The following is a 20,754-nucleotide window of genomic DNA, read 5'->3' as shown; positions in this document are numbered from 1 at the left end:
CCACCCCGCCCGGAGGCACAATGGTCGACCTGACAGCCCTGCTCGCGGATCTGGCCGCCGAGTCCGAACAGCTCGACGCGCTCGTCGCGGACCTGCCGCCGGAAGGATGGGAGCGGCCGACACCGGCCCCGGGCTGGACCGTCGCGCACCAGGTCGCGCACCTGGCATGGACCGACCACGTCGCCTACCTGGCGGCCACCGACGAGTCCGCGTTCTTCGCCTCGGTGATGGCCGCACCGGACCCGTCGCGCCTGGTCGAGGACGGTGCCGAGTCCTTCCTGGCGCCACCGCCCGCGCTGCTGGCCCGGTGGCGTGCCGGCCGGTCGGCGCTCGCCGGGGCGCTCGCCGCCGTACCGGCCGGGCAGAAGATCCCCTGGTACGGCACCAGCATGTCGCCCACGTCGATGGTCACGGCACGGCTGATGGAGACGTGGGCGCACGGCGAGGACGTGGCAGACGCGCTGGGCGTCAGCCGTACCCCGACCGCGCGCCTGCGGCACATCGCGCACCTCGGCTTCCGTACCCTCGGGCACGGCTTCTCCGCCCACGGCCGCGACGTGCCCACGGCGCCGGTGCGGGTCGAGCTGACCGCGCCCGCGGACGGCGAGGTGTGGGAGTTCGGGCCGGCCGACGCGGCCGACCGGGTGACCGGCCCGGCGCTCGACTTCTGCCTGCTCGTCACGCAGCGCCGGCACCGCGCGGACCTGGCCCTGACCGCCACCGGGCCGGTGGCCGACGAGTGGCTGGACGTGGCCCAGGCGTTCGCCGGGCCGCCCGGCGACAAGCGCGAGCCGGCGAACGGAACCTCCTCATGAGCGTGCTGCGGATCGGGAACGCGTCGGGCTTCTACGGCGACCGCTTCGCCGCCTGGCGGGAGATGCTCGACGGCGGCGAACTGGACGTGCTGACCGGTGACTACCTGGCCGAGCTGACCATGCTCATCCTCGGCCGGGACCGGATGCGCGACCCGTCGCTCGGCTACGCCAAGACGTTCCTGCATCAGGCGGAGGGCGTGCTCGGCACCGCGCTGGAGCGCGGCGTCACGCTGGTCACCAACGCGGGCGGCCTCAACCCGGCGGGGCTGGCCGACGCGATCCGGTCACTCGGCGACCGGCTCGGCCTCCAGGTCCGGGTCGGGTACGTCGAGGGCGACGCGATCCAGCGGCCGGACGCGCTGACCGCGAACGCGTACCTGGGCGCGTTCGGGATCGCGGCCTGCCTCGACGCGGGCGCGGACGTGGTGGTCACCGGGCGGGTCACCGACGCCTCGCTGGCCGTCGGCCCGGCGATCGCCCGCTTCGGGTGGACCCGCGACGACCTCGACGCGCTGGCCGGCGCGACCGTCGCCGGGCACCTGATCGAGTGCGGCGCGCAGGTCACCGGCGGCAACTTCAGCTTCTTCACCGAGTTGCCGGACGGCGGGCACCGGCCCGGCTTCCCGATCGCCGAACTGCACGCGGACGGCTCGTCGGTGCTCACCAAGCACGCCGGCACCGGCGGCGCGGTGACGGTCGAGACGGTCACCGCCCAGCTGCTGTACGAGGTGGGCGGATCGGACTACCTCGGGCCGGACGTGGTGACCCGGCTGGACACGGTACGGCTGGAGCAGGAGGGCCCGGACCGGGTACGCGTGTCCGGGGTGCGCGGCACGCCGCCGCCGGCCACGCTCAAGGTGGGCGTCAACAACCTGGGCGGCTTCCGCAACTCGATGACGTTCGTGCTGTGCGGGCTGGACATCCCGGCCAAGGCGGCACTGGTCCGGGGCCAGATCGAGGAGTCGGTCGGCGCGGAGGGGCTGGAGTTCACGCTGGCCCGTACCGACCACCCGGACACCGGCGACACCGAGGCGGCGAGCGCGCTGCTGCACGTACACCTGCGGGACGGTGACAAGTCGCGGGCCGGGCGGGCGTTCTCGGCGGCGGCGGTGGAGCTGGCGCTGGCCTCCTACCCGGGCTGCACGCTGACCACGCTGCCCGGCGACGCGACGCCGTACGGGGTGTTCACCGCCGACGCGATCGCGCAGGACGCTGTCGAGCACGTCGCGGTGCTGCCCTCCGGGGAGCGGGTGGCGATCGCGCCGCCGACGGTGACGGGCGGTTTGCAGGGGGCCCCTGTACAACACGAGGCGTTAACAGGGGGCCCTTCCTTGCCCGGCACCCGGCGGGGGCCGCTCGGTGAGCTGGTCGGGGCGCGGTCGGGCGACAAGGGTGGCGACGCCAACCTGGGCGTCTGGGCCCGCACCGACGCGACCTGGCCGTGGCTGCGCGACTGGCTGACGGTGGAGCGGCTGGCCGAGCTGCTGCCGGAGACGGCGTCGCTCACAGTCGAGCGGTACGAGCTGCCGAACCTGCGCGCTGTCAACTTCGTGATCCGGGGACTGCTCGGGCAGGGCGTGGCCGCGTCCACCCGGTTCGACCCCCAGGCCAAGGCGCTCGGCGAGCTGCTGCGCTCGCGAGTGGTCGATCTTCCGACGGAGGTTCCGGCATGACCATCGTGGACACGCCGGAACGCCGGCAACTGCGCGAGCTGACCCGTTCGTTCGTGACCCGGGAGGTGCTGCCGCACCTGTCCGACTGGGAGCGGGCGGGCGAGGTACCCCGGTCGCTGCACGAGACCGCCGCCAAGATCGGCCTGCTCGGCATCGGCTTCCCGGAGTCGGTCGGCGGCAGCGGCGGCGACCTGCTCGACTCGATGGTGGTCACCGAGGAGATCATCCGCTCGGGCGGGTCGTCCGGGCTGGTCGCCGCGTTGTTCACGCACGGGATCGCGCTGCCGCACATGGTCGAGACCCAGGACGAAGGGCTGATCGACAAGTACGTGCGGCCCGTGCTCGCCGGGACGATGATCGGCGCGCTGGCGATCACCGAACCGGACGGCGGCTCGGACGTGGCGGGCATCCGCACCTGCGCGGTCCGCGACGGTGACCACTACGTCGTCAACGGGTCCAAGACGTACATCACCAGCGGGGTCCGCGCCGACTTCGTCACCACTGCTGTCTGCACCGAGTTCCCCGGTTCGGGCTCGGTCAGCCTGCTGGTCATCGACAAGGGCACGCCCGGGTTCACGGTGGGGCGGCGGCTGGAGAAGCTGGGCTGGCACTGCTCGGACACCGCCGAGCTGTCCTTCGTCGACGTGCGGGTGCCGGTGACGAACCGGGTCGGCCCGGAGGACACCGGCTTCCTCGCCATCATGCAGCAGTTCGCCAACGAGCGGCTGTCGCTCGCCACCCAGGCGTACGCGACCGCGCAGCGCTGCGTGGACCTGGCCGTGCAGTGGTGCCGGGACCGCCAGACGTTCGGCCGGCCGCTCGTCGGGCGCCAGGTCGTCCGGCACAAGCTGGCCGAGATGCACAGCCGCACCGACGCGGCACGGGCGTACGTGCACGACGTCGCCGAGCGGGTGGCCGCCGGGCAGCCGGTGGTGACCGAGGTGGCGATGGCGAAGAACGTGGCGGTGGCCACCTGCGACTGGGTGGTCGACGCGGCGCTGCAACTGCACGGCGGCTTCGGCTACATGCGCGACGCCGAGGTGGAGCGGCACTACCGCGACGCCCGTCTGCTCGGCATCGGCGGCGGCACCACCGAGATCATGAACGAGATCATCGCGAAGGGCATGGGCCTATGAGCACGACTGTCCTGCAGAGCACCATCGACCCGTCCGCGCCCGCCTTCACCGCCAACCGGGAGGCGCTGCTGGAACGCCTGGCCGAGCTGGAGGAGGCGCTCGACCAGGCCCGGGGCGGTGGCGGCGAGAAGTACGTGACCCGCCACCACGGTCGCGGCAAGCTGCTCCCCCGGGAGCGGATCGAGCTGCTGCTCGACCCGGACAGCCCGTTCCTCGAGCTGTCGTCGGTAGCCGCGTTCGGCACCGACTTCCCGGTAGGTGCCAGCACCGTGACGGGCATCGGCGTGGTCGAGGGCGTCGAGTGCCTGATCGTGGCGAACGACCCGACGGTACGCGGCGGCGCGATCAACCCGTGGTCACTGGCGAAGACCCGGCGGGCCGGTGAGATCGCGGCGGCCAACCGGCTGCCGATGGTGAACCTGGTCGAGTCGGCCGGCGCCGACCTACCCACCCAGGCGGAGATCTTCATTCCCGGCGGCCGGGTGTTCCGTGACCTGACCCGGCTCTCCGCGCAGCGGATCCCGACCGTGAGCGTGGTCTTCGGCAACGCCACAGCAGGTGGCGCGTACGTGCCGGGCATGTCGGACTACACCGTCATGATCCGCGACCGTTCGCAGGTCTACCTGGCCGGACCGCCGCTGGTGAAGATGGCCACCGGCGAGGTCACCGACGACGAGTCGCTCGGCGGCGCGGCGATGCACGCCACCACGTCCGGCCTGGCCGACTTCCTCGCCGAGGACGAGCGCGACGGCATCCGGCTGGCCCGGCAGTGCGTCCGCCGGCTCAACTGGCGCAAGCACGGCCCTCCGCCGCGCAACCCCCACCCGCTGCCACCCCGGTACGACCCGGAGGAGTTGCTCGGCATCGCCAGCGCCGACCTGAAGGTGCCGTTCGACCCGCGCGAGGTACTGGCCCGGGTGCTCGACGACAGCGCGTTCGACGAGTTCAAGCCCGGCTACGGCACCGCGCTCGTGACCGGCTGGGGTGAGCTGCACGGCTACCCGGTCGGTGTGCTCGCGAACGCCCGGGGCGTGCTGTTCAGCCAGGAGGCGCAGAAGGCGGCCCAGTTCATCCAGCTCGCCAACGCGGCTGACACACCGCTGGTCTTCCTCCAGAACACCACCGGCTACATGGTCGGCACCGAGTACGAGCAGCGCGGCATCATCAAGCACGGCGCCCTGATGATCAACGCGGTGTCGAACTCGAAGGTGCCGCACCTGACGGTCAACCTGGGCGCCTCCTACGGCGCCGGCAACTACGGCATGTGCGGCCGGGCGTACGAGCCCCGGTTCCTGTTCACCTGGCCGAACGCGAAGTCGGCGGTGATGGGCCCGGCGCAGCTCGCCGGTGTGCTGTCCATCGTGGCCCGGCAGGCGGCCGCCGCCCGGGGACGCGAGTACGACGAGGACACCGACGCCGCCATGCGGATGATGGTCGAGCAGCAGATCGAGTCGCAGTCCGGGGCGCTGTTCCTGTCCGGGCGGCTCTACGACGACGGGGTGATCGACCCCCGGGACACCCGTACCGTCCTCGGGCTGTGCCTGTCGGCGATCCACAACGGACCGGTGAAGGGCGCCGACGGTTTCGGCGTCTTCCGGATGTGACCTGTGAGCGCGAGGAACGCAGCGAAGCGGAGTCCCGCAGTCGCGAACGAAAGGCAGGCTCAGCGCGGATGATCAACAAACTTCTGGTTGCGAACCGGGGCGAGATCGCCCGCCGGGTCTTCGCCACCTGCCGCGCCCTCGGCGTGGCCACCGTCGCCGTGCACTCCGACGCGGACGCCGACGCGCCGTTCGTGGCCGACGCCGACCAGGCCGTCCGGCTGCCGGGGAACACGCCGGCCGAGACGTACCTGCGCATCGACGCCATCCTGGACGCGGCCCGGCGCTCCGGCGCGGACGCCGTCCACCCCGGCTACGGCTTCCTGGCCGAGAACGCCGAGTTCGCCGCGGCGGTGACCGACGCGGGCCTGACCTGGGTCGGGCCGTCCGCGAAGGCGATCGCCGCGATGGGCGACAAGATGGCCGCCAAGGCGATGCTCGCCGACGCGGGCGTGCCGATGCTGCCCACCTGGACCGACCCGGCCGAGGTCACCGCCTTCCCGGTGCTGGTCAAGGCCGCCGCCGGTGGCGGCGGCCGGGGCATGCGGATCGTCCGCGACGCCGCCGGGCTGGCCGAGGCCGTCGCGGGCGCTCGCCGCGAGGCCGCGGCGGCGTTCGGCGACGGCACCGTCTTCATCGAGCGGTACGTGGAACGCGGACGCCACGTCGAGGTGCAGATCTTCGGCGACACCCACGGCACCGTCGTGGCCCTCGGGGTACGCGACTGCTCGATCCAACGCCGCCACCAGAAGATCGTCGAGGAGGCACCGGGTGTGCTGCCCGACGACGTGCGCGCGGAGTTGCACGAGGCGGCGGTGGCGGCCGGGCGGGCTGTCGACTACGTCGGCGCGGGAACCGTGGAGTTCCTGCTCGCGCCGGACGGGCAGGTGCACTTCCTGGAGATGAACACCCGCCTCCAGGTGGAACACCCGGTCACCGAGCTGACCACCGGGCTGGACCTGGTCCGGCTGCAACTGCTCGTCGCCGAGGGCGAGCCGCTGCCGGTCACCACCACGCCACCGGCCGACGGCCACGCCATCGAGGTACGGCTGTGCGCCGAGGACCCGGCTCAGGGCTTCCGCCCGGCCACCGGCACGCTGCACCGGTTCGCGATCCCCGGGGTGGCAGCCGAGTTCGGCCCGGCCCGGGGACTGCGCCTGGACTCCGGCGTCGTGGACGGCTCGACGGTGAGCGTGCACTACGACTCGATGCTGGCGAAGCTCGTCGCCTGGGCGCCCACCCGCACCGAGGCGGCCCGCGCGCTCGCAGGCGCGCTGGCCCGCGCCGAACTGCACGGCGTGGCCACCAACCGGGACCTGCTGGTCCGTGTACTGCGCAGCGCGGAGTTCACCGCCGTGGACCTCGACACCGGCTTCCTGGACCGGCACCCGGAGGTGTTCGCGCCACTGCTGCCGGCGGAGCAGCTTCCGGTGGCGGCACTGGCGGCGGCGCTGTCCGGGGCCGCCGAGCGCCGGGCCGCCGCACCGGTGCTGGCCGGGTTGCCGTCGGGCTGGCGCAACGTGCCGTCCTTCCCGCAGGTCACCCGCTTCACCGTCGGCGACGGCGAGGAGATCGAGGTGCACTACCGGCTCGACCGCACCGGCGCCCTCGCCGAGTGGGGAAGGAAGGGCCCCCTCTTAACGGATCCGGTAGAGGAAGGGTCCTCTGTTAACACCGAGCTGCCGGTGGTCGAGCTGGTGACGGCCACCCCGGGCCGGGTGGTGCTCGACGTGGACGGGGTGCGGCGGGCCTTCCGCGTACACCGGGCGGGGTCGTCGGTCTTCGTGGACGGCCCGGACGGGGCGGCGAGCCTCACCGAACTGCCCCGCCTGCCCCTGCCCACCGCGGAGCTGGCGGCCGGGTCGCTGCTCGCGCCGCTGCCCGGCGCGGTGACCCGGGTGCACGTCGAGGTCGGTCAGCGGGTCGCTGCCGGTGACCTGCTGCTGACGCTGGAAGCGATGAAGCTCGAACATCCCGTGCTCGCCCCCGCCGACGGCGTGGTGACGGAGCTGCCGGTGCCGGCCGGCGGCCAGGTCGAGACGGGTGCCGTACTTGCCGTGGTGGACCCCGAGGAGGACCCGCAGTGAACTTCGACCTGACCCCCGAGCAGGACCAGCTCCGCGACGCCGTACGGGCGTTGGGCCGCAAGTACGGCCACTCCTACTTCGTCGAGAAGGCCAGGTCCGGCGAGCACACCACCGAGCTGTGGCACGAGGCCGGGCGGCTGGGCTACCTGGGCGTGAACATCCCCACCGAGTACGGCGGCGGGGGCGGCGGCATCACCGAGCTGGCGCTGGTGTGCGAGGAGCTGGCCGCGACCGGCTGCCCGCTGCTGCTCCTGGTGGTCTCCCCCGCCATCGCCGCCACGATCATCAACAAGCACGGTACGGAGGAGCAGCGCAAGAAGCACCTACCCGGCCTCGCCGACGGCTCCCAGAAGATCGTCTTCGCGATCACCGAGCCGGACGCCGGATCGAACTTCCACCGCCTCGCCACAGTGGCCCGCCGCGACGGGGACGACTGGCTGCTCAGCGGCCGGAAGATCTACATCTCCGGGGTGGACGAGGCCGGGCACGTCCTCGTGGTCGCTCGTACCGAGGACGCGTCCACCGGGAAGTTGAAGCCGGCGCTGTTCATCGTGCCGACCGACGCGCCGGGCCTGGAGAAGTCCAAGCTGGACATGGAGATCCTGTCGCCGGAGAACCAGTTCCTGCTCTTCCTCGACGACGTCCGGCTCCCCGCCGACGCGCTCGTCGGCGAGTCGCTCGACGCCGGGCTGCCCGCCCTGTTCGCCGGCCTCAACCCGGAGCGCATCACTGTTGCCGCGATGGGCGCCGGCACCGGCCGGTACGCGATCGAGAGGGCAAGCGACTACACCGCCACCCGCAAGGTGTGGGGCGGGCGCTCGATCGGCTCGCACCAGGGGGTGGCGCACCCGCTGGCGCACGCGGCAGTGCAGGTCGAGCTGGCCCGGTTGATGATCCACAAGGCGGCGACGCTCTACGACGCGGGCCGCGACCTGGAAGCCGGCATCTCCGGCAACATGGCCAAGTACGCGGCGGGCGAGGCCGCCGCGCTCGCCGTCGACACCGCCGTCCAGGCGCTCGGCGGGGCCGGCATGACCACCGAGTACGGCGTGGCCACGCTGCTCGGCGCGGTACGCGCGGGCCGGATCGCCCCGGTCAGCCGGGAGATGATCCTCAACTTCGTCGCCCAGCACGTCCTGGGCCAGGACAAGTCCTACTGACCCACAGTCTTCACCCGGGCGGCTGACGCCCGCCTCGCCCGAGCGCGGGGTGGGCCCGGGGTACGGCGGGTGCCCGATCACCCGCCGTACCCCGGGGGTCCGTCAGCGGACGGTCAGCGTGCCGACCGCCGGGCGCGGCGTCGACACCGGCGGCAGCCGCTTCGGCTCGCCCCGGCCCGGCTCGCCCGCCCGGGCCAGCGCGTTCTTCGACGCGTCCGCCCGGCTTGCCGCCGCGTCCTCCTGGAACGGCTGCGCGTCACCGACGCAGAGCGTGCCCCTGGCCGGCAGCTTGCCGGTCAGCAGGTACGCGTCGATCCGGCCGGTCGCGCACGCCGAGGTGCCGTACGCGGTGTGGCCCCAGCTGTCGCTGCTCAGCAGGCGGCTGTTCGGCAGCAGCTTCGCCGAGCTGACCGCGCCCTGGTAGTTGGTCGCCGGGTCCCAGTAGTTGCCGACCACGAGCACCGGGGCTGCGGTGACCCGGTTGAACGGGCCGGTCCAGGCGTCCTCGTCCCGCACCGTCCAGGTGTTGCGGGCACAGGGCGCGGTGCCCCAGGCCCACGCCCGCCCGAAGTAGGGCGCCCGCTTGTCCTCCTTCGCCGACAGCGCCGGCCAGGCGTCGGCGCTCTTCGGGTGGTACGCGTCGGTGCAGTCGACGGTCAGGAACGTCTCCAGCCCGTTGTCGTACGGGAAGTCGTACCCGCGCTGCTGGCGCGCCTGCGCGGCGCGGGCGGCGAGCGCCTTGCGGGCCGAGGCGGTGGCGGCCCTGCCGGCGGCCGGGTCGGTCGCGGCCAGGAGCTGCACGGTGATGTCGACGACCGACTGCCAGCCGTACGGGTCGTAGAGCGCGCTGAGCGTGGCGCCGACGAAGTCGGCGTAGCTGACCGTGAAGGAGCCGAAGTCCGGGTCCTCGATCACCACCGGCTTCTTGCGCAGTCGCTTGGCCACCGTGTCGTACGCGGCGAGCGGATCGCCGGTGGCGGCCAGCGCGCACTGCTCGGCGCCGGCCCTGCCACACCGGGCCAGGATCTCCCGCAGTGCCCGGTACGCCCCGTCGGCGCTGCGCAGCCGCGTCTCCTGGAGCTGGTTGCGGGCACTCCCCTGGCCGACCCAGGCGTTCGGGTCGAGCACGCCGTCGACGACGAGCGCGCGGAAGCGGTCCGGGAACATGTTGGCGTAGTACTGGCCCAGCGCGGTGCCGTAGCTGAACCCGAGGTAGCTGAGCAACTTGTCGCCGACGGCCCGGCGCAGCACGTCCATGTCGCGGGCCACCTCGGCGGTGGACGCCGCGCCGGTCAGCGGCTTGCCGGTGGTGGAGCACGCCTTCCCGACCGCCTTCGACGCGGCGACGTACGCCTTCTCCTCCGCCCTGGTCCACGGGAACGCGACGTTCAGCCCGGCGTACGCCCGGGTCTGGTCCTTCACCGAGCGGAAGCACTTGATGTTCTCGCTGGCCTCGACGCCGCGCGGGTCGACGCCGACGATGTCGAAGCGGTCGAGCAGGTCGTCGCCGAGGAAGTAGGGCGCGGCGAGCGCGATGCTCGTGCCGGAGCCACCCGGGCCACCCGGGTTCAGGAACAGGCTGCCGACCTTGCGCTGCTGGTCGCGGGCCTTGACCCGCAGCAACGCGACCTCGGTGGTGGCGCCCTTCGGGTTGTCGTAGTCCAGCGGCAGCCGGACCGTGGCGCACTCGGCGTAGTCGTAGCAGGCGTACCAGTCGAGCTTCGGCGTCGGCACGCGGTCCACCCGGCGCGCCTCGGCGGCGCTGGTGCGGTCGTGCGCGGGTGGTTGCGGAGTCGCCGCCGCGGCGGGCGCGACGGCCGGTCCGGCGAGGAGGACGCCGGCGATCCCGGTTGCGGCCAGGGATCGGATTGAACGGGGCATGGAGCTGCCTTCCGTCGGGGAACGAATCCGTCGAGGAGACCTCGACCCCCGTCACTTTAGGGATCGACGCCCACGTTGGTGGCCCCCAAACCTGGATCGATACGGCAAACAACCAGATGATGTAACGATTTTTTCTCGATCGTCGCTACCTGCGACTCCGAAGTGGAGCCTGGGTGACGGGAAGCCGTCTCATCCCGCCGGTTGACAGGTGGACGCGCTGGGCCATGCTTGTCGGGTGAGATCGTTCCCGAAGCCCGATGCGCGGGCGAAGGCCGTCGTCGCGTCCATGGCGACGGTGGCGGCGGTGGTGACCCTCGCCGTGTGGCGTCCGCCCGGCATCCTGTCGGTCGTGCTGGCCCTGGTCTGCGTCCTGCTCGCCATGATCACGGGAGTGACGATCACCGCCGCGCGCCAGCCCGGCGGCACCGGCGGGCCCGCCCCGCAGGCCGAGAGCTGGCCGATCCCCCACCAGGGGTACGGAGTGGACGCCGACACGCTGGAGGCCATCGATCCGCGCGCGGTGCGGAACCTGCGCACCCCGGCGGGCCAGCCGATCGACGCGGACACGCTGGAGACGCTGGACCCGCGGGTGGTACGCCGCATGCGGGCGCCGACGGCGGTGGACGCCGACACGCTGGAGACGCTCGACCCGCGGTCGGTGCGGCAGAGCCGGACCGTGAACGGGCTCAGCGACCGGTGAGCGTGGGGCCGGCGAGCGCGTTGACGCCCCGGCCGGCCAGACAGCGGTAGGTGCGGTCCGCCTCGGCCTCCGGCGGCAGCACCTCCAGGTTCCACCCGCTCGCCGACTTGCCGCCGCTGACCAGCCGGAACGTGTCAGCGTTGCACACCTTGCCGACAACCGGGTCGGCCGCGACCGTCTCGTGCCGGGCCCCGGCGAGACCGGCCGGCAGGTCACCGGCGGCGTAGGTCTCCCAGGTGTGCTGGCCGTCGCACGGCACCCGGCTCGCCTCGGCCCGGTCCCGGCGCAGCCGTACCGGACCGAAGCACTCCAGCTCCGTCGCGCAGCGTGCCCCCGCGGGCAGCCGCACGTCGGCGGACGCGCAGCCGGGCACCGGCGCGGCACCGGCCACGCCGCTGGGCGCCGGCGTCGGCGCGACGGGCGGCGCGTGGCCGCCCGCGACCCAGCCGCCGCCGGCCGAGGCGGCCAGCGCCAGCACGCCGGCGCCGCCGAGGAACCAGCGCTTGGGCCAGCGCCGGGCACGCGAGGCCACCGTGGGGTGGTCGTCGTCGGCCGGCGGTCGCGGATTCGGCCCGCCGGTGCGGTGGAACCGGCCGCCGGTGGCGCCGTCGTACAGACCGCCGGTCGCCGGCGCGCCGTCCAGCGGCAGCGAGGCGAGCAGGCCACGCAGCTCGACCGCGGAGGGCCGCGCGCCCGGGTCGTTCGACATGCCCAACCGGAGTACGTCGATCAGCTCGCCGGGCACGCCGGGCAGGCCCGGGATCGGCTGCTGGAACATCTCCAGCACGGTGACCAGGCTCGGGTTGCGTTCGGAGTGCCAGCGCGGCGGACGGCCGTGCATCACCGCGTAGAGCGTGGCGCACAGCGAGTAGACGTCGACGGCGGGCGTGGGCGGGCTGTGGTTGAACGTCTCCGGTGGCGCGTACGCCGGGGTGAGCGCCTCCAGCATCACCGAGGAGTCGCGGAACTCGGCGAGCACCGCCAGGCCGAAGTCGGCCAGGACGGCCGAGTTGAACTCGGAGTGCAGGATGTTCGCCGGCTTGACGTCGCGGTGCAGGACGCCCGCCGCGTGCGAGTGGGCCAGCGCGTCGGCGATCTTCACGCCGAGGTCGCGGGTCTCCGCCGGGCCCAGCGGCGAGGTGCGCATCCGTTCGGCGTACGAGCCGTCGCACAGCTCCATGATGAGGTAGGGGTGCTGGTCGACTGTGACACCCACGTCGAACAGGTCCACCACGTGCGGGTGCGACGACATCCGCCCGGCGGCACGGGCCTCGCGCAGGAAGCGGGCCTGGTCGCGCTCGCTGTCCAGTGTGCGGTTCTCGATCTTGACCGCGACCTCGCGGCCCACGGAGATCTGCGTGGCCCGGTAGATGGTGGCGTAGCCGCCCCGGGCGAACACCTGCAGATCGGTCAGACCGGGCACGATGGGCAGCCGCAGGGCGCCGGGCGGGGTCTCGGTCACGGCTCGAAAATACCCAACGATCCGGACCCGTCAGCGCGCCGCGTCGGTGGCCGGCACCGGACCCGGGACGGAGTCGTCAGCCGCGGCGCCCGCCCGGCGGGCGTCCCACCACAGGCCGGCAGCTGTCGCGACAGCACCCAGCCCCTCCCACGCGGCGACCGCGAAGAAGCGGTCCGGCGCCACGTCGGAGAGCACCGCGATGGTGAACACGGTGAAGGTGACCAGGCGGAACCACACGGTGAACCGGTAGAACGGCCGCCACTCGGTGGCGACGGCGAGCAGGTAGTAGACCCCCATGTTGAACGAGGCCATCGAGGACGCGGTGAGGAACGTGCCGGTGTAGTCGCCCGGAGCGCGCTCGGCCGGCACCTCGAAGCCGAGCAGGCGTAGCTGCGTCTCCGGCCAGATCAGACCGAGCGCACCGAGCAGCAGCGCGAGGAGCCCGAAGACCGCGATCGTCCAGCCGGCGACCGAGCGCGGCAGCCTCATCGTTCCTCCCCAGCATGGTCTGCCGGTGACGCAGGCGCGCACCGGGAGGCGACAGCCGATCCACGGCTGTCGCCGCCCCACGCTAACCGGCCCCACCGACGAGCACATCCCCGGAACCGTCAGAACAAGGACGATCAGCCGCCGGAGAGGCGGACCCGCAACGCGTCCGCGACCATCCGCTCACTGCGCTGCTCGGTGGCGTACGCGAGGCGTACCGCCTCCTCCGCGTTCGTCAGCGCCTCGGCCCGGCGACCGCAGGCGTCGAGCGCCTCGGCCAGCACCAGCAGCGCCACCACCTGGCTGCGCACGTCCTCGGCCGGAGCGGTGATCGACCGCTGCGCCCAGTCGAGCGCCTGCTCGCGCTGGCCGTGGGCGAGCAGCGCGGCGGCGTACCGGGCCATCGTCTGCCGCCGCGAGAACAGCAGCGAGGGCGCGTTCGCCGCGCCGGTGGCGACAGGGGCAAGCAGCCCCACGGCGGTGCCCGGATCACCCGCCGCGAGGCGGGCCATGGCGAGCAGCACCCGCGGCGCGACCTGGGCCGGCGCCTGCGGGTTGTGCGGCTCCACCCGGGTCAGCACCGACCGCGCCTCCCGCTCGGCGGTCTCGTGGTCGCCCATGTCCAGCGCCACGAAGCCGCGCAGCGTGCCGGCCATGCCGGTGAGCAGCGGGTGGGTGGTCCGGTCGGCGTACTCGAGCGCCTCGGTGAACAGGTCGGCCGCGTGTTCCGGCTCGCCCAGCCCGCGCGCCACCACCCCGCGCACCACCAGCGCGAAGCCCTGCCCCCAGTCGTCGCCCACCTCGGCGAAGTCCCGGTACGCGCGCCGCGCCGCCCGGTCCGCCTCGGCCAGGTCGCCCAGTTCGGCGGTGGCGTACGCCTCGACCGCGCGCAGCGTCCCCACCGCCCACGCCTCGCCGACCCGCTCCCCGAACGGCAGGAACACCCGCGCCATCCGGCACGCCTCCCGCAACCGGCCCGCGAGCAGCCGGGCGAACGCGGTGGTGCCGCGCAGCCAGGCCCGCCCGTACGGGTCCTTCAGCTCGGCGAAGAGCCGGGCGGCCCGGCCGAGCACCGCGTCGGTGCCGGCGAAGTCGCCCCGGGTGGTGGTCACCCAGGCCAGGTTCTGCAACGACCAGGCCTGCCCGCGGGGATCCCGTGCGGCGAGGCTGACCTGGTAGGACGCGGCCAGCCGGCTGCTCGCCTGCCCGAGCCGGCCGGCGATGAAGTCGGCCATGCCGAGCCGGCGCATCGCCGAGGCCCGCAGCGTGGGCAGGTCGGCGTCGGTGGCCACCTGCAACGCCTCCTGCCAGTTGCACTCGGCCCGCCCGGCGTCGCCTAGGGTCTGCTGGGCCTGACCGGCGAGCAGCAGCGCGGCGGTACGGGTGGCCGGGTCGCCGGTGTTCGCGGCGATCTTCTCGGCGAACGCGAGCGCGTCGGCCGGGCGGCCGACCTGGAGCAGCGCCCGGGCGTGCACCACCCGGTCGGCCGGTGGCACGCCGTCGCGGGCCAGTTCGGCCGCGCGCTCGGCGTACTCGACGGCGAGCGCCGGCTCCCCCGAGCGCAGCGACCGGCGGGCGGCCCGGCCCAGCGCGGCCACGCCCAGCGGGGTGACCGCCCGGGCCGGCGCGTCCGGGCGCAGCTTGACCGCGTCGGCGAGCGCTGTGGCCCGCTCGACGTGCTCGGCGACGAAGTCGTCCCGGGCGGACTCGGTGAACGCGCCGCCCGGTGCGGCGCCGGTCTCGTCGACGCTCTCCGGCGCGGCCCAGCGGGCCAGCGCCGCGTGCCGCTCGGCCAGCTCGGCCTTGCTCACCCCGGCGTACGCGGCCTCCCGCATCAGCGGGGTGGCGAAGGCGAACCCGCTGCGGGTCCGGTGCAGCATGCGCCGTTGCAGCAGTTCCTCCACGGCCCGGTCCAGCTCGACGGCGGCCACCGCGGCTGGCCGCCCGTCCCGTCCGACCCGCTGCTCCCGAAGCGCCTCCAGCGCGCCCGCCGGTACGGTGTCGCCCACCACAGCGGCGTCGCGCAGCGCCGAGCGGGCGTTGGGCGGCAGCGCGTCGATACGCGCCGCGAGCACCGCGGCCAGGTCGCGGGAGAGCAGCCGGCTGCCCAGCGAGCCGGGGGCGAGCCGCCAGCCGACGTCGGCGCCCCGGCCCGGGCCGGCGGTGAGCGCTCCGCGTTCCATCAGCAGCGTGACCAGCTCGGCCAGGTAGAACGGGTTGCCCTGCGCGGTGGCGAGCAGCCGGTCCGCGTCGGCCTGGGGCATGCGGCCGCCGGACAGGTAGCTGGTGAGCAGCCGGGACGCGTCCGCGCCGCGCAGCGGCGGCAGCGCGTGCACCTCGGCGTCCGCGACGCGGGTCAGCGCACCGGCGGTGCGTACCAGCTCGGGACGGCCGAGCAGCATCACCAGCACCGGCCCGCTGAGCCGGTTGAGGGTCAGCGCCAGCGCCTTGAGCGTCTCGGCGGTCGCGTCGTGCAGGTCGTCCACCACGATCACCAGCGGCGCCTCCACGGCGAGCGCGCTGAGCAGGTCCGCGACAGCCGTCGGCACCGCCTCGTCGTCCGGCGGCGGCCCGGTCGCGTTCCACTCGCCGTTCTCCGTGGCGGGCGGGAGTTCGGCGTACCCGAGCAGGGCCAGGAGCTGGTCCACGGCGATCGGCGGCGGGTCGCCGGGCAGCCGGGACAGGCGCTGGCCGAGGCGGCGCAGCCGCTCCTCGACGGCCGGCCGGGTGACGGCGGTGGCGGCGTCGCCGGGCAGGCCGACGGCGGCCCGGACCAGGTCGGCCAGCGGCGCCAGCCGGCGACGCTCGCCGAACGCCGCGCACCGCACCGAGAGCACCCGGGCGCCGGTGTGCGCCGCGTACCGCCCGGCGCCGACGTCGTAGCCGGCGGCGAGGCGTTCCACCTCGGCCGCGAACCGGGACTTGCCGATCCCCGCCTCGGCGGTCATCAGCAGCACCCGGGGCTCACCCCGGTCGATCACCTCGGCGAGCCGGCCGGCCACCCGGCCGATCTCGGTCTCCCGGCCCACGAACGGCGCCTCGTCGCCCAGGCCGGACCGGGTGCCGGGCGCGTCGAGCAGGCCCAGCAGCTCGTACGCCTCGACCGGCTCCCGCTTGCCCTTGAGCCGCAGCGGGCGCAGCGCACGCCAGGAGGCGACGTGCCGGGTCGCGGCGGAGGTGCGCGCCCCGGCGTAGACCGCGCCGACCGCTGCGGCGTCGGCCAGCCGGGCGGCGGTGTTCACCGTGTCGCCGATGACCGTGTACTCGATCGCCGCCTGGATGCCGGCGATCACGTCGCCGGTGTTGAGGCCGACGCGCAGGCCCAGCGGCGCGCCGCCGCCGCGCTCGTCGTCGAGCACCCGCCGCACCGCGCGCTGCATGGACAGCGCCGCGCGGACGGCCCGCTCGGCGTCGTCCTCGTGCGCGACCGGCGCGCCGAAGACCGCCATGATCCCGTCGCCGGTGAGCTTGTCGACGTGCCCGCCGAACGTCTTGACCGCGCCCGCGAGGGCGGCGAGCACCCGGTCGGTGACCGCGCCGACCCGTTCCGGGTCCAGGTCCTCCGACCAGGAGGTGAAGTCGGACAGGTCGCCGAAGAGCACGGTCACCACGCGGCGCTCGGCGGCGGGCAGCGTGGCGGCAGCCGGCAGCGCCGCCCCGCAGTTGTGGCAGAACCGCGCCCCGGGCACGGCTACGGTTCCGCACACCGGGCAGGTCACGGCTGCTCCACCCCGAGGTGTTCGAGCTGGGCCCGGACCGACCACTCGGCGGCCCACCACAGCGACCTGTCGACGTCGGCGTAGACCACGGCGACCACCTCGGCGGCGGTGGTGGCGCCCGCGGCGACGGCGGCGCGCACCTGGTCCAGCCGGGCCCGCCGGTGGGCCAGGTAGAAGTCGGCCGCCACACCGCAGTCGGCCAGCGCCGGGCCGTGGCCCGGCAGCGCCGGGATCCCCCGGTACGCGGAGAGCAGCTCCAGGCTCGACAGGTAGTCGCCGAGGTGCCCGTCCGGGTGGGCGACCACTGTGGTGCCCCGGCCGAGGATGGTGTCACCGGTCAGCACGACGCGCTCGCCGTCGTGCGCGGCGACGAGGCAGACCGAGTCGGCGGTGTGCCCGGGGGTGGGCAGTAGCCGGATCTCCAGGCCGAACCCGCCGAATTCCTCGCCCGGCTCGGTCAGCGGCTCACCACCGATGGTGTGCGCCGGGTCGGCGGCGAGCACCGGCACGCCGCCGAGCAGCTCGCTGAGCCGGGGCGCGCCCTCGGTGTGGTCCGCGTGTCCGTGCGTGATCAGCACGAGCCCGACCGGCCCGTGCGCCGCGATGGCGGCCAGGTGCCCCTCGTCGGCCGGCCCCGGGTCGACCACGACGGCGGGCGCGTCCGGCCCGGCCCGCAGCACCCACGTGTTCGTCCCGTCGAGCGTCATCGGCCCCGGGTTCGGCGCACGCAGCAACGTCACCCACCCCGGCAGCCCGTCCGCAAGCGCCCCCGCCGCACCGGCCATACGCCCACCCATGGGTGCGATCGTACGACTCCGCCCGCCACTCCCCGCGATCTTGCAGTTCCGGCCCGAGCTTTGTCCCCGTCTGGGGCTTCTGCCGGGGCCACAACCGCAAGATCGCGGGCTTCAGTGGCGGGCGAGGGTCACGCGACCTCGACGATGACCTCTACCTCTACCGGGGCGTCCAGGGGAAGCTCCGCCACGCCTACGGCGCTGCGGGCGTGGCGGCCGGCCTCGCCGAACACGGCGCCGAACAGGTCGGAGGCACCGTTGATCACGCCGGGCTGGCCGGTGAAGCCGGGTGCGCTGGCCACGAAGCCGGTCAGCTTCACGACCTTGACCACGTTCTCCAGCCCGACCAGCGCGTCGATCGCGGCGAGCGCGTTCAGCGCGCACCGCTCCGCCAGGTCCTTCGCCTGCTCGGCCGAGACGCCGTTGCCGACCTTCCCGGTGGCGAGCAGCTTGCCCTCGGCCATCGGGAGCTGGCCGGACACGTAGACGTGCTGCCCGGACTGGACGGCCGGCACGTAGCTGGCCACCGGCGGCACCACCTCGGGCAGCGCGAGGCCGAGCTCGGCGAGCTTCGCGTGGGGTCCGTTGCTCATGGAGGTCAGCCCTTCGGACGCTTCAGGTACGCGACGAGCTGCTCCGGGTTCGGGCCGGGGACCACGGAGACCAGTTCCCAGCCGTCCTCGCCCCAGTTGTCGAGGATCTGCTTGGTCGCGTGGACCAGCAGCGGCACCGTGGCGTATTCCCACTTCTGCATCGGAGGAGGGCTCCCTTGCCTGACTTGGACTTCGGTCAGGCACAGCCTACGGTCCGCCGCGGTCACCAGGACGCGGGACGCGGCTCCGGCGCCGGCGGCGGCTCGCCGCACGGGCCCTCGTGCTCGAAGCGCTGCGGGCACCGGCTGCGGTCGGGCAGCAGCAGGTCGCAGAAGACCCGGTGCCTGTTGTTCTGGTCGTCGGCGGTGGAGACGGTGGTCTCGCCCGCGTCCAGCTCCACCAGGAAGCCCAGCGAGGTGGCCACCGTGCCGGCGAGCGCGGTGGCCGCCGCCAGGTCGGGCACCCGGACCTGGAGGTGGATGACGTAGCCGGGCTCGTCCTCGTCCCGCCCCTTCCCGCCGGAACGGGGAAGCGTCCGGATCCCGTCGGCCGCCGAGCCGTAGGAGCGCTCGTTGAACGGCGCGGCCGGCCCCTCGGCATCGCCCGGCCGTCCGGCCCGGTCACCCGGGAACTGACCTCGGGGACTGTTCTCCGCGTCGCGCATCCTTCGCCTCCGGGCGTCGTACCTGTTCAACCAACACCGCCATCCGGCTCGGAGCCGTCCCCGGCCCGGCTCTCCGCGTCGGGGACGAACGTAGATCCTGCGACAAGTCCCGGCAACGGGACGCGCACGCCTCGTCACCTCCAGTCACATTTGCGACACAAGGCTGGTCGGGAACGCGGTAGCCGACTCCGTCCGGCGGGGCGCGTACGCGGGGCTGGCAAGCGCCCCGCCGACCGATACCCTTCCGGACTGGACGCGCGCCGACGCGCGCCCGCACACCTCGACCCGTGCCCGTCGCCTGGGGCGGCGACGGGAGCCGCAACCCGGGGGAGACAGATGACCCAACCGCCCGCCGGTGGCGACACCGGCACGCCCGGCGACCCGAATCCGCAACCGCCGCCCACCGGCGGCGCACCGCCGGGATCCGCACCCACAGCCGGCCCGCCGGCCTACCCGTCCGGCACACCGCCGTATCCGCAGCCGCGCAAGCGACCGGCGGTGCTGATCGTCTCGCTGGTGCTGGCCGCCGCGGTCCTGCTCTGCGGCGGCGGGGGCACTGCCGCGTTCCTCGCGCTGCGCGACAGCGAGGACGGCCAGGGCGCGAAGGAGCCGCAGGTCGCGGTGGACGGCTTCCTCAAGGCCGTCTACCAGGAACGCGACGCCGACAAGGCGGCCACGTTCGTCTGCTCCGCGGCCCGCGACGACGAGAAGATCGCCACCAAGGTCGCCGAGGTGCAGAAGTACGTCGCGCAGTACCAGAACCCCCGGTTCCGCTGGCCCACCCCGACCGTCGACAACCAGACCGGGAACCGGGCCACCGTCTCCGCCCGGGTGACCATGACCACCGCCGACGAGAAGGTCGCCGAGCAGGCGCTGCGTTTCACTGTGGTGCGGAAGACGGGTTGGTGGGTCTGCGAGGTCGGCTGATCCCACCGGCCGGACAGAGCTGGTCCCAACGGCTGGTTAGGCTCGACGGATGGCAGCGAGTGAGCAGCCGGCCGAGCCCGCCGGCAGATGGCCGGCCCGCCTGCACGTGGTGACCGGCAAGGGCGGCACGGGAAAAACGAGCGTGGCCGCCGCGCTGGCCCTCGGCCTGGCCGCCGAGGGCCGGCGCACCCTGCTGGTCGAGGTGGAGGGCCGGCAGGGCATCGCCCAGCTCTTCGGCACCGATCCGCTGCCGTACGAGGAGCGGCACCTCGCCGACGCGCCCGGCGGCGGTGAGGTGCGGGCGCTGGCGGTCGACGCCGAGGAGGCGCTCCTCGAATACCTGGACATGTTCTACAAGCTCGGCGCCGCCGGCCGGGCGCTGCGCAAGCTCGGCGCGATCGACTTCGCCACCACGATCGCGCCGGGCCTGCGCGACGTGCTGCTCACCGGCAAGGTCAAGGAGGCGACCACCCGGACGAACGGGTCACGCCGGACGTACGACGCGGTGGTGCTGGACGCGCCGCCGACCGGGCGGATCGGCCGCTTCCTGAACGTGACGGCGGAGACGGCCCGGCTGGCGAAGGTCGGCCCGATCAAGACCCAGAGCGAGGGCGTCTCCGCGCTGCTCCGGTCGCCGATGACCGCTGTGCACGTGGTCACGCTGCTGGAGGAGATGCCGGTCCAGGAGACGCTCGACGCGGTCGCGGAGCTGACCCAGCTCGGTTTCCCGGTCGGCCGCGTGATCGTAAACGGCGTCCGCCCGCCGGTGCCGGCCGGTCGGGCGGTCACCGCGGCCGAGCTGAAGCGCGGGCTGGCCGCCGCCGGCCTGCCGACCGACGGCCCGACCGTGGCCGGGCTCGTCGAGGAGGCCCGTGACCAGCAGGTACGCCGTGAGCTGGAGGACTCCCTCCGGGGTGACCTGGTGGATCTCGGCCTGCCCCTGGTCGAGTTGCCGCTGCTGCCCGAGGGGGTCGACCGGGCCGGGCTGGAGACACTCGCCGAGGCCCTCGTCCGGGCGGATTGACTCACACCTGCGGCCGGCACGGAGCAGAGTGC

The 20,754-nt window shown here is 74.0% G+C and carries 17 protein-coding genes; 9 read left to right on the top strand and 8 right to left on the bottom strand.

Going from position 1 to position 20,754, the window contains the following annotated elements:
- Positions 1 to 20 precede the first annotated feature (20 nt).
- The 6 genes from FHX31_RS31620 to FHX31_RS31595 all read left to right on the top strand — a co-directional run bounded on the left by FHX31_RS31620 (position 21) and on the right by FHX31_RS31595 (position 8,472).
- A complete protein-coding gene (locus FHX31_RS31620) occupies positions 21 to 815 on the top strand; it encodes a TIGR03084 family metal-binding protein (RefSeq protein WP_184977677.1) in 795 nt (264 codons plus the stop codon).
- A complete protein-coding gene (locus FHX31_RS31615) occupies positions 812 to 2,488 on the top strand; it encodes an acyclic terpene utilization AtuA family protein (RefSeq protein WP_184977676.1) in 1,677 nt (558 codons plus the stop codon). The genes FHX31_RS31620 and FHX31_RS31615 overlap by 4 nt, the downstream gene beginning before the upstream one ends.
- The gene (locus FHX31_RS31610; RefSeq protein WP_013474978.1) at positions 2,485 to 3,624 is read left to right on the top strand and encodes an acyl-CoA dehydrogenase family protein; all 1,140 of its coding nucleotides are present in this window, start codon (positions 2,485 to 2,487) and stop codon (positions 3,622 to 3,624) included. The genes FHX31_RS31615 and FHX31_RS31610 overlap by 4 nt, the downstream gene beginning before the upstream one ends.
- Positions 3,621 to 5,228 (top strand): acyl-CoA carboxylase subunit beta, encoded by a 1,608-nt coding sequence (locus FHX31_RS31605; RefSeq protein WP_071097504.1) that lies wholly within the window; start codon positions 3,621 to 3,623, stop codon positions 5,226 to 5,228. The genes FHX31_RS31610 and FHX31_RS31605 overlap by 4 nt, the downstream gene beginning before the upstream one ends.
- Before the next feature lie 68 nt (positions 5,229 to 5,296).
- Entirely contained in the window at positions 5,297 to 7,312 is a 2,016-nt protein-coding gene (locus FHX31_RS31600) for an ATP-binding protein (RefSeq protein WP_184977675.1), read from the top strand.
- Positions 7,309 to 8,472: an acyl-CoA dehydrogenase family protein gene (locus tag FHX31_RS31595; RefSeq protein WP_184977674.1), complete on the top strand. Its 1,164-nt coding sequence runs from the start codon at positions 7,309 to 7,311 to the stop codon at positions 8,470 to 8,472. The genes FHX31_RS31600 and FHX31_RS31595 overlap by 4 nt, the downstream gene beginning before the upstream one ends.
- Positions 8,473 to 8,574: 102 nt before the next feature.
- On the opposite strand, the gene FHX31_RS31590 is transcribed toward FHX31_RS31595, so the two are convergent.
- The gene (locus tag FHX31_RS31590; RefSeq protein ID WP_184977673.1) at positions 8,575 to 10,353 is read right to left on the bottom strand and encodes an alpha/beta hydrolase; all 1,779 of its coding nucleotides are present in this window, start codon (positions 10,351 to 10,353) and stop codon (positions 8,575 to 8,577) included.
- 235 nt (positions 10,354 to 10,588) lie between these two features.
- On the opposite strand from FHX31_RS31590, the gene FHX31_RS31585 reads away from it, so the two are divergent.
- Positions 10,589 to 11,053 carry a hypothetical protein gene (locus tag FHX31_RS31585; RefSeq protein ID WP_184977672.1) on the top strand — a complete coding sequence of 155 codons (465 nt, stop codon included), beginning with the start codon at positions 10,589 to 10,591 and terminating at the stop codon, positions 11,051 to 11,053.
- On the opposite strand, the gene FHX31_RS31580 is transcribed toward FHX31_RS31585, so the two are convergent.
- From FHX31_RS31580 to FHX31_RS31550, 7 genes are all read right to left on the bottom strand, one after another.
- Positions 11,040 to 12,515 (bottom strand): serine/threonine-protein kinase, encoded by a 1,476-nt coding sequence (locus FHX31_RS31580; protein ID WP_184977671.1) that lies wholly within the window; start codon positions 12,513 to 12,515, stop codon positions 11,040 to 11,042. The genes FHX31_RS31585 and FHX31_RS31580 overlap by 14 nt on opposite strands.
- Positions 12,516 to 12,545: 30 nt before the next feature.
- On the bottom strand, positions 12,546 to 13,004 hold the full coding sequence (locus FHX31_RS31575) for a hypothetical protein (RefSeq protein WP_120572754.1): 459 nt from the start codon (positions 13,002 to 13,004) through the stop codon (positions 12,546 to 12,548).
- Between the two features lie 134 nt (positions 13,005 to 13,138).
- Positions 13,139 to 16,720 carry an adenylate/guanylate cyclase domain-containing protein gene (locus tag FHX31_RS31570; protein WP_184977670.1) on the bottom strand — a complete coding sequence of 1,194 codons (3,582 nt, stop codon included), beginning with the start codon at positions 16,718 to 16,720 and terminating at the stop codon, positions 13,139 to 13,141.
- Entirely contained in the window at positions 16,717 to 17,517 is an 801-nt protein-coding gene (locus FHX31_RS31565) for an MBL fold metallo-hydrolase (RefSeq protein ID WP_486481717.1), read from the bottom strand. The genes FHX31_RS31570 and FHX31_RS31565 overlap by 4 nt, the downstream gene beginning before the upstream one ends.
- Positions 17,518 to 17,645: 128 nt before the next feature.
- Entirely contained in the window at positions 17,646 to 18,107 is a 462-nt protein-coding gene (locus FHX31_RS31560; RefSeq protein ID WP_120572751.1) for a RidA family protein, read from the bottom strand.
- 5 nt (positions 18,108 to 18,112) lie between these two features.
- Positions 18,113 to 18,268 (bottom strand): Sp36 family protein, encoded by a 156-nt coding sequence (gene sp36 / locus FHX31_RS31555; RefSeq protein ID WP_013289021.1) that lies wholly within the window; start codon positions 18,266 to 18,268, stop codon positions 18,113 to 18,115.
- Positions 18,269 to 18,330: 62 nt separating this feature from the next.
- Positions 18,331 to 18,771, bottom strand: a complete 441-nt coding sequence (locus FHX31_RS31550) for a hypothetical protein (protein ID WP_120572750.1) — start codon at positions 18,769 to 18,771, stop codon at positions 18,331 to 18,333.
- Positions 18,772 to 19,107: 336 nt separating this feature from the next.
- On the opposite strand from FHX31_RS31550, the gene FHX31_RS31545 reads away from it, so the two are divergent.
- Both FHX31_RS31545 and bagA read left to right on the top strand, forming a co-directional pair.
- A complete protein-coding gene (locus FHX31_RS31545) occupies positions 19,108 to 19,698 on the top strand; it encodes an Rv0361 family membrane protein (RefSeq protein ID WP_184977669.1) in 591 nt (196 codons plus the stop codon).
- Positions 19,699 to 19,747: 49 nt separating this feature from the next.
- On the top strand, positions 19,748 to 20,722 hold the full coding sequence (gene bagA, locus FHX31_RS31540) for an ATPase BagA (protein WP_121685110.1): 975 nt from the start codon (positions 19,748 to 19,750) through the stop codon (positions 20,720 to 20,722).
- Positions 20,723 to 20,754: the final 32 nt, after the last annotated feature.

The sequence above is a fragment of the Micromonospora sp. CNZ286 genome, from assembly GCF_014207755.1.
The sequence above is the reverse complement of the archived record's forward strand: the minus strand, read 5'-3'. Positions and strand labels throughout refer to the sequence as shown.

Coding starts and splice junctions, on each gene's coding strand:
- FHX31_RS31615 (WP_184977676.1), top strand. CDS start 812: ATGAGCGTGCTGCGGATCGGGAACGCGTCGGGCTTCTACGGCGACCGC.
- bagA (WP_121685110.1), top strand. CDS start 19,748: ATGGCAGCGAGTGAGCAGCCGGCCGAGCCCGCCGGCAGATGGCCGGCC.
- FHX31_RS31600 (WP_184977675.1), top strand. CDS start 5,297: ATGATCAACAAACTTCTGGTTGCGAACCGGGGCGAGATCGCCCGCCGG.
- sp36 (WP_013289021.1), bottom strand. CDS start 18,268: ATGCAGAAGTGGGAATACGCCACGGTGCCGCTGCTGGTCCACGCGACC.
- FHX31_RS31610 (WP_013474978.1), top strand. CDS start 2,485: ATGACCATCGTGGACACGCCGGAACGCCGGCAACTGCGCGAGCTGACC.
- FHX31_RS31545 (WP_184977669.1), top strand. CDS start 19,108: ATGACCCAACCGCCCGCCGGTGGCGACACCGGCACGCCCGGCGACCCG.
- FHX31_RS31575 (WP_120572754.1), bottom strand. CDS start 13,004: ATGAGGCTGCCGCGCTCGGTCGCCGGCTGGACGATCGCGGTCTTCGGG.
- FHX31_RS31565 (WP_486481717.1), bottom strand. CDS start 17,517: ATGGGTGGGCGTATGGCCGGTGCGGCGGGGGCGCTTGCGGACGGGCTG.
- FHX31_RS31620 (WP_184977677.1), top strand. CDS start 21: ATGGTCGACCTGACAGCCCTGCTCGCGGATCTGGCCGCCGAGTCCGAA.
- FHX31_RS31590 (WP_184977673.1), bottom strand. CDS start 10,353: ATGCCCCGTTCAATCCGATCCCTGGCCGCAACCGGGATCGCCGGCGTC.
- FHX31_RS31560 (WP_120572751.1), bottom strand. CDS start 18,107: ATGAGCAACGGACCCCACGCGAAGCTCGCCGAGCTCGGCCTCGCGCTG.
- FHX31_RS31550 (WP_120572750.1), bottom strand. CDS start 18,771: ATGCGCGACGCGGAGAACAGTCCCCGAGGTCAGTTCCCGGGTGACCGG.
- FHX31_RS31605 (WP_071097504.1), top strand. CDS start 3,621: ATGAGCACGACTGTCCTGCAGAGCACCATCGACCCGTCCGCGCCCGCC.